General features: G+C 67.4%; 8 protein-coding genes. 4 read left to right on the plus strand and 4 right to left on the minus strand.

The annotated features are described in order from the left end of the window. The first annotated feature begins 387 nt into the window (after nt 1-387). Both GX015_RS00040 and GX015_RS00045 read left to right on the plus strand, forming a co-directional pair. Nucleotides 388-1,746 (plus strand): hemolysin family protein, encoded by a 1,359-nt coding sequence (locus tag GX015_RS00040; RefSeq protein WP_291341848.1) that lies wholly within the window; start codon nt 388-390, stop codon nt 1,744-1,746. After that, nucleotides 1,747-2,865: a hemolysin family protein gene (locus GX015_RS00045; RefSeq protein WP_291341850.1), complete on the plus strand. Its 1,119-nt coding sequence runs from the start codon at nt 1,747-1,749 to the stop codon at nt 2,863-2,865. A gap of 111 nt (nt 2,866-2,976) precedes the next feature. On the opposite strand, the gene GX015_RS00050 is transcribed toward GX015_RS00045, so the two are convergent. The 4 genes from GX015_RS00050 to GX015_RS00065 all read right to left on the minus strand — a co-directional run bounded on the left by GX015_RS00050 (nt 2,977) and on the right by GX015_RS00065 (nt 6,451). Beyond that, the gene (locus tag GX015_RS00050) at nt 2,977-4,461 is read right to left on the minus strand and encodes a sodium/glutamate symporter (protein WP_291341852.1); all 1,485 of its coding nucleotides are present in this window, start codon (nt 4,459-4,461) and stop codon (nt 2,977-2,979) included. Nucleotides 4,462-4,695: 234 nt separating this feature from the next. Further along, nucleotides 4,696-5,193, minus strand: a complete 498-nt coding sequence (gene tpx, locus GX015_RS00055; protein ID WP_155870811.1) for a thiol peroxidase — start codon at nt 5,191-5,193, stop codon at nt 4,696-4,698. Between the two features lie 116 nt (nt 5,194-5,309). Beyond that, nucleotides 5,310-5,621, minus strand: a complete 312-nt coding sequence (locus GX015_RS00060) for an AzlD domain-containing protein (RefSeq protein ID WP_284823096.1) — start codon at nt 5,619-5,621, stop codon at nt 5,310-5,312. Beyond that, the gene (locus GX015_RS00065; RefSeq protein ID WP_291341855.1) at nt 5,618-6,451 is read right to left on the minus strand and encodes an AzlC family ABC transporter permease; all 834 of its coding nucleotides are present in this window, start codon (nt 6,449-6,451) and stop codon (nt 5,618-5,620) included. The genes GX015_RS00060 and GX015_RS00065 overlap by 4 nt, the downstream gene beginning before the upstream one ends. Before the next feature lie 145 nt (nt 6,452-6,596). Here GX015_RS00065 and GX015_RS00070 point away from each other — a divergent pair, with 145 nt between their 5' ends. Then, nucleotides 6,597-6,881: an Lrp/AsnC ligand binding domain-containing protein gene (locus tag GX015_RS00070; RefSeq protein WP_155870818.1), complete on the plus strand. Its 285-nt coding sequence runs from the start codon at nt 6,597-6,599 to the stop codon at nt 6,879-6,881. Between the two features lie 22 nt (nt 6,882-6,903). Then, complete coding sequence (locus GX015_RS00075; protein WP_291341858.1) at nt 6,904-7,122, plus strand: hypothetical protein; 219 nt, start codon at nt 6,904-6,906, stop codon at nt 7,120-7,122. The last annotated feature ends 638 nt before the right edge of the window (nt 7,123-7,760 follow it).

Genomic DNA, 7,760 nt, shown 5'->3' on the forward strand with positions numbered 1-7,760 from the left:
GACCGGCTCACCGCCCATCAGGCATCCGCCCGCGGCGGAGTGCTGCACCTCGAATCGAATGACGAGCGCATCCGGATCTCCGGCCATGCCGTGCGGTACTTGACGGGCACCATCCGGGTACCGGTGCAGTAGACGGCACCCGGGCCGGATCGTCGTCAAGCGAACCGCAGGCAAGGCCGAGCGTTCGCCTACGGCGAAACACCTTCCCCCGCTGGTGTGCATGCCCCGTGCAAACCTATAAAATCGCCGCATGCCTTCCGAGCATTCCGATAACCACAGCGCCCCCGCGGAGTCGAACGACGACTCCGCCGCGGCCGAACCGTCCCGAAGTCCCGGTTCCGTCCCCGCGACGGAATCCCCGATCGGCGCCGCAGGGGGTGAGCGCCGATGATCTGGTCCGCACTGGTACTTCTGGTCGTCCTGCTGCTGCTCATCCTGGGCAATGCGCTGTTCGTGGCCGTCGAGTTCTCCTACCTGACCATCAACCGCAATGACCTGCGGCGCCGCATCGACAATGGCGACAAAACCGCCGCAATCGTCGACAAGGCGCTGACAAAAACATCGACGAACCTGTCCGGAGCGCAGCTGGGCATCACCGTCACCAGCCTCGTCGCCGGCTTCCTCACCGGCCCGTCGGTCGGCGTCCTGTTCGCCGAGGGCTTCGGGCTGACCGGCCTGAGCCAGGGCGTGGTCACGGCGATCTCCACCACCGGCGCATTCATCGTCGTCACGTTCACGCAGATGGTGTTCGGCGAACTCGTGCCCAAGAACTGGGCCATCGCCCAGCCGATGCGCGTCGCCGACCTGGTGGTGCGCCCGCAGAACGTGTTCATGTTCCTGTTCGGCTGGCTGGTGCGTTTCCTCAACGGCTCCGCCAACATGATCCTGCGCTGGCTCGGGTTCACGCCCGAAGAGGAAGTCGCCTCGGCCCGCACCGCCGAGGAGCTCCTCGCCGTGGTGTCTCGCTCCGGCGACGAGGGCACGCTGGTCAGCTCGACGGCCGAGTTGGTCGCCCGCTCCATCGAATTCGGTGACCGCACGGCCGCCGACGTGATGACGCCCCGCCCCCGCGTGCGTTTCATCGAAGAGGAGACGGTCGCCGAAGCGCTCGACGCCGTCGCCGAGACCGGCCACGCCCGCTTCCCCGTCTTCACCGACAACGTGGACGACATCACCGGCGTCATCCACTACAACCGCCTGCTCACCGTGCCCTACGACGAGCGGGCGACGACCCCGGCGGCCGGCCTCGCCGAGCCCGTGCACGTGGTGTCCGAGTCGATGACGCTCGACCCGCTCATGCGCGAGCTGCGCGAAACCCCGACCCAGCTTGCCGTCGTCGTCGACGAGTACGGCGGCACGGCGGGCATCGTCACGCTCGAGGACCTCGTGGAGGAAATCGTCGGCGAAATCGACGACGAGCAGGACGAGGAGTCCCGCGACCACCACCGCATCGACGACTCCACCATGCTCATCTCCGGCCTCATGCGCCCGGACGAACTCGGCGACCTGCTCGACCTCGACCTCCCCGAGGGCGAGGAATCCGACACCGTCGGCGGCCTGATCACCGAGAAGCTCGACCGGATGCCCCACGTCGGGGACGTCGTCCGCGTCGAGGCGCTCGACCACGTCCACCGCGACGAGGATGACCTGCCCACCACCGCGGAAGTCGAACTGCGCGTGCAGACGATGGCGCGCCGCCGCATCGGCCGCATCCGCGTCACCGTCGCCCGGAAGGAGAACGCGTAAATGTCCACCTCAATGGCAATCGCCGTCCTCGTGGCCATGCTGGCCCTCAACGCGTTCTTCGTCGCCGCCGAGTTCGCCATGGTCTCGGCCCGTCGCGACCAGGTCGAGCCCATGGCCCTGGCCGGCCGCCCCGGCGCCAAGTACGCGCTGCGCGGCATCGAGGACGTGTCCGTCCAGCTCGCGGCGACCCAGCTGGGCATCACCGCGTGTTCCCTGGTCATCGGCGCGGTGGGCGAGCCCGCCATCGCCTCGCTGATGGAGGGCCCCTTCCACGACTGGGGCGTCCCCGAGGCACTGGTCCACCCGATCGCGCTGGTGATTTCGCTGCTCATCGTCACGTTCCTGCACATGGTGCTCGGCGAGATGGTGCCGAAGAACATCGCCATCGCCAAGCCTCCGACGACCGCGGCGATCATCGCCGTTCCCCTGCACATCTTCGTGCTGGTCATGCGCCCGTTCATCGCGCTGATGAACTCCACGGCCAACTTCCTGGTGCGCACCCTGTTCAAGGCGACGCCGAAGGACGAGGTCGACTCGACGTTCACCTCGGCGCAGGTCCAGGACTTCGTCGCCGAGTCGGGCCGCCAGGGGCTTCTCGACGACGACGAGATCGCCCTCCTCCAGGGAGCCCTGACCTTCGAACGCCTCACCGCCGCCGACGTCATGCTTCCGCCGGACTCGCTCGTCACCGTCACCCGCGAGGTCACCCCGGCCGAGCTGGAGGCGCTGTGCGCCGACACCGGTTTCTCCCGGTATCCGGTGCTCGAGGACGGTGCGTGCGTGGGCTACGTCCACGTCAAGGACGCCATCCGGCTGCCCGCCGAGGTCCGCGACCGGCCGATGCCCGACATGCTCGTCCGCGTCCCGTCGCGCATCCGCTCCGACGAGAAGCTGCAGAACGTCATGCGCACCATGCAGAAGGACCAGACCCACTTCGCGCTGGTCGAGCAGGCCGACGTCCTCGGCCCCGTCGAGCCCGGCAAGGTCGGCGCCGATGGCGCCGCCGACCTGACCAAGGCCACCATGGCCGACGACGTCCACCACTACGCCGGCATCATCGCCTTCGAGGACGTCCTCGAGGAGCTCGTCGGCGAGGTCCGCGAGGCCACCGCCAAGTAGCCTCCGCCTCCGCCGCTTCCCGGACACGACAAAACCGGCCCGCACATCATTCGATGTGCGGGCCGGTTCGTCGTCAAGCAACCGGGCCGGCCGGGTACGAACCCTGCCGGGCTAGACCGGGTCCGGGGCGGCGCCGTCGGACGCCGCCTCCTTGTCCTCCAGCAACTTGTCGACGTGCGGGTCCGACTTCTTCTTGCCCCAGAACAGCAGGCCCCATGCCATGGACGCCACGAAGAGCACCGCCATCGCCGCCAAAAGCGGATACGGCCCGAACTGGAAGATGATCGGCACCGACAGCGCCGTGATCAGGCCACCGCCGAAGAACGGCTCGAACACCAGCTGCTTGTAGCCGAACGCCTCGAACGCCGGGGACTTGCCCTCCGGGTCGACGATGCGCATGAGGATCAGGCCCGTGGCCGTCACGCCCATCGACTGGCCGAAGTCGCCGATGCCGCGCTCCAGCCAGTACGACGGAATGGTGCGCGGCACCATCCACAGCAGCAGGAACACGTTGAGCACGATGCCGCCGACGCACAGCAGCACGAACGGCCAGATGTTGTCCGCGATGGCCTCCAGCGAAATGGTCGCCAGCGCCGCCACGATGAGCAGGTCCAGCGCCAGGCCCTGGATGCGCAGCATGATGCCCGAGTCGATGAGGTGGCCGTAGCCGATCTTGTTCAGGCCCAGCTGCAGGATGATGCCGCCGATCATCGCCAGCGGGAACAGCGGCACGTACGCCAGCAGCTCCACGGTGTCGGCCCACAGCATCTGCTCGATCCACTGGATCCCCTCCAGCAGGATCACGCCGATGAGGATCGCGATGGCCACGAACGCCACGTGCAGCGACAGCGGCTCGATCGACGACGGGCGCGACGTCAGGTTGCCCGCGGTGTACTGCTCGTCCTTGCGGAACAGGCCGCGCTGCTCGGCGATCGAGCGGTCCTTGACCTCGGTGACGACCTCGGTGCGGCCGGTGCGGATGGCCCAGTTGATCACGGCGACGCCGATGACGATGCCGCCGACCAGGCCGACGGTGGCCACCGCGATTGCCAGGTCCGCGCCTTCGGACCAGCCGAGATCCTCGAACACGGGGATCATGCCTGCGGCGGTGCCGTGGCCGCCCTCGAATCCGATTTCGATGAGCGCGCCGGCCATCGGGGTCATGCCGAACAGCGGCGTCAGCACGGCGACCGCCAGCAACAGGCCGACGACGTACTGTCCCGACGCGAACGCCACGCCGACCGCCAGCTGCGGCCCGGCGAGGTTGTACACGGACTTGGGCCCGGGGAGCTTCTGCCCCAGGAACAGGGTGGCGAACACCACCGAAATCAGCAGGCCCGGCAGCGTCTTCCACACCGACAGCACTTCTTCGCCGAAGACGCCGCCGGATTCGATGAACTCGCCGACTCCCCCGCCGATCGTGCCGCCGAGCATGCCCAGCACCTCGGGGCCCAGCAGCAGGGCGACGAAACCGCCCATGATCGACGCGGGCAGGAACAGCTTCTGCGTCACCTTGATCCGGATTCGCATGACCTTGCCGATGAACAGCATCAACGCCAGCAGCAGCAGCGCGAATCCAACCATGTTCGCGGACATTCGCACCTCCTTCCGTCATGCGCCTCCGGTTCGCGGCGGCGCTTGTTTCGCTTTTTTGGTCACTTTCGACCTTAACCATTCACAGGTTCGATTAAGCACCGCCCCGGCCGTTTCGTTGCCCAATCTCAACCAACTGCTTGGCGACGGCTCGTGCGCACCGTGACTGACGGGCACGCGAAAACCCGCCCGCCACGGTGAACGTGGCGGACGGGTCCGTCGTAAAGCGGGAGGGGTCTACTTCAGGGCGGCGAGGGCGGAATCGTAATCCGGCTCCTCGGTGATCTCGTCGACGAGCTGCGTGTACGCAACGGTGCCATCGGAATCGAGGACGACGACGGCGCGGGCGAGCAGACCGGCCAGCGGGCCATCCTGCTGCACCACGCCGTAGGCCTCGCCGAAACCGTGGCGGAAATCGGAGGCGGCCGAGACGTTCTCGATGCCCTCCGCGCCGCAGAAACGGTCGAGCGCGAACGGCAGGTCGCGCGAAACGTTGACGACGGTGGTGTCGTCGAGCTCGGCGGCGAGCTCGTTGAAGCGGCGCACGGAAGCGGCGCAGACGCCGGTGTCGACCGACGGGAAGATGTTGAGCACGACGCGCTTGCCGACCAGATCAGCGGAATTCACGTCCGCGAGGTCGGTGCCCACGACGGTGAAGGCCGGGGCCTTCTCGCCATCGGCGGGCAGGTTGCCGGACAGGTGGACGGGGTTTCCCTTGAACGCAGTGTTAGCCATGTCACCGTTCTACCCGCGAATGCCGGAAAATGCAGGGGCGTGGGCGGGAGATCATTCCGGTGCGGACACCGGAGCGCGATCGATCAGCCGAGCGCGGGGATGACGCGAAGGCGGAATCAAACGAGCGCGGAGGCCATCTCCGCGATCCACACGGTAACCGCAGCGCCGATGGCCACCGGCATCAGCGACATGCCGCGCCACGCCAAAACGATCGCGGCGACAATGCCCGCCACGCCAGACCACCAGTGGGCGGTGGCGTGGATGACCGCCGGCAGCGTCATCGCCGTGAGCACCGCATACGGCGTGAACTCCAGGAACGTGCGCAATCGCCGATTGCGCAGCTCACCGCGCACCAGCAGCAGCGGCACCGCGCGCAGGGCGTAGGTGACGGCGAACATCACCGCGACCGCGATCCACGGGTTGATCACTCGCGCACCTCCGGCCGGCCGTCGTCAAGCCCCGTACCCGAGGGAAAAAGCCACGCGCCGATCGCGGAGGCGAAGAGCGTCGCGATGATGATCCGCCACCCCGCCTGAATGCCCGACGTCGCCGGGACGTAATAGAGCAGCGCGCTGGCGACCGCCGCGACGGCTGCGACGATCGCGATCGGCCGCGAACGCTTGAGCGCCGGGATGACGGTCGCCGTGAACATCGCGTAGAGCAGCACGCCCATCGGGCCCGCCAGAGACTCCGGCAGCACCTCGCCCGCCACCGCACCGACGACGGTGCCCGACGTCCAGCCGAGGATCGGCAGCGCCATGAGGCCGGCGGCGTAGCGCGCGCGGACGACGCGATGGCCCAACTCGACGGCGAAGATCTCGTCCGTGACGCCGTAGGCGACGACGAGGCGGCCCAGCGTCGACGTGCCCGGCGCCAAACGCTGCGACAGCGACATGCTCATGAGCAGATAGCGCAGGTTGACCAGCAGCGTCGTCAGCGCCAGCTCCATCAGCGTGCCTCCGGCGACGACCGCCACGCCCGCGAACTGGCCCGACGACGAGAGGTTCGTCGCCGACATCAGCGCCAGGCCGAGCGTCGGGAAACCGATCGCCGCGGCGGCGAGGCCGAACGCGATGGAGACCGTGAAATACCCGAGCGCGATGGGGATGCCGTCGCGCAGGCCCGTCGCGAAGCCGGGAGCGGAATGTGCGGCGGCGCTGGGGCTGCCGGGCGTCGAGCTTACGGCAGAACCCGTGGCAGCCGCCGATTTCGCGGCAGTGCCCGGTGCCGAGTGCGAGTCCCCCTCAACCTTCTTCACGCGGGTCAGCATAGCCACCCGCGTATCATCGGCGGGGACGGGGCCGGTCGCCGATGTTCCGAGAGCCCGGCGCCGCCCGTGCATCACATGCGCACCGCATGCGCCCCAACGAGCACCAGAAACCGACCAGCAAAGAGGAGCACCCATGTCGCTGACCACCGCCATCGTCCACATCGACGTCGAAGCCGACCAGATTCCCGAAGCGGCGGAGGCCATCGTCAACATCGACGGCGTCACCGAGGTGTACTCGATCACCGGCGACTGGGACCTCATCGCGATGGTGCGCGTCTCCGACCACGAGAAGCTCGCCGCGATCATCCCGGGCGGCATTTCCAAGGTCGACGGCGTCATCCGCACCGAAACCCAGCTGGCGTTCCGCGCCTACTCTCGCCACGACCTCGAGGCGGCGTTCTCGCTCGGCCTGGACTGATTTCGCGGACACCGGCTGCCTCATGTACGAGGTCGGCGTCTCCGATGACGATCCAGACACCGTGTTCGTCTCCGAACTTGGGGTTTCCGCGGAGGCGCATCGTGCATCGCTGCAGCTCGAATCCGTGCGCTCCGCGATCGCCGAGGCCAGGCCACTTCTGTCCGGCGTCATGTCCGGGCATCAGTTCGACGTCAGCGGATCGCCCTGGCACGGTGCCGACGGAGATGCCCCGGCACCGTAGCGCGATTGGCTTTACGACGTAGCCATCCACAGCCCCGTAAACGCCCTGAGAGCCGCTCAGGGCGTTTCTCCATTTCCGCAGGTTCCGGCCCCGTAGATTCGAAGAAGCGGTGGGTACTGCCCCATCGAGTCAACAACGACCCGATCTGTGTCACTGAAAGCAAGAAAATCGGGCCGATGTTGAAGAATCCGGGGCCCGAATCTTCAACTACGCCCCGATCTGGCCCGAGAAACCCGGTCAGATCGGGGCGTTGTTGAATGCGGCGTCGACGGAGATGCCCGGCGCCCCTAGCGCCGCTGATCCCCATCGCCGCCGAACCCCGACATCACCGGAGATCCCGCCGCCGAACCCCGACATCACCGAAGATTCCGCCGCGGAACCCCGACATCACTGGACTGCTCCGTCAGATACCCACGTTCCACGCAGATACCTACGTTTGAACGTGAGTATCTGGCCGAAACGTAGGTATCTGCGGGGATTCCCGCGCGCAGCTCCCACCTCCACCGCAGAAAGACGTCGGGTGGACAGAAAGAGGTGGTTGACCAGCTCTTTGAACTGGTACCCGGAAGTTGGACTGTCTAAAGACTAGGCGGTCATCGCCGCAAGGGCCTGGTTCCGGTGCTGCATCGGCGCCAGGC

The organism is Corynebacterium sp. (assembly GCF_012837295.1).
GTDB lineage: Bacteria > Actinomycetota > Actinomycetes > Mycobacteriales > Mycobacteriaceae > Corynebacterium.

What these genes read in the sequence shown, in the direction of transcription:
- GX015_RS00045 (WP_291341850.1), top strand. Translation starts at nt 1,747, where the DNA reads ATGTCCACCTCAATGGCAATCGCCGTCCTCGTGGCCATGCTGGCCCTC.
- GX015_RS00070 (WP_155870818.1), top strand. Translation starts at nt 6,597, where the DNA reads ATGTCGCTGACCACCGCCATCGTCCACATCGACGTCGAAGCCGACCAG.
- GX015_RS00050 (WP_291341852.1), bottom strand. Translation starts at nt 4,461, where the DNA reads ATGTCCGCGAACATGGTTGGATTCGCGCTGCTGCTGCTGGCGTTGATG.
- GX015_RS00040 (WP_291341848.1), top strand. Translation starts at nt 388, where the DNA reads ATGATCTGGTCCGCACTGGTACTTCTGGTCGTCCTGCTGCTGCTCATC.
- tpx (WP_155870811.1), bottom strand. Translation starts at nt 5,193, where the DNA reads ATGGCTAACACTGCGTTCAAGGGAAACCCCGTCCACCTGTCCGGCAAC.
- GX015_RS00075 (WP_291341858.1), top strand. Translation starts at nt 6,904, where the DNA reads ATGTACGAGGTCGGCGTCTCCGATGACGATCCAGACACCGTGTTCGTC.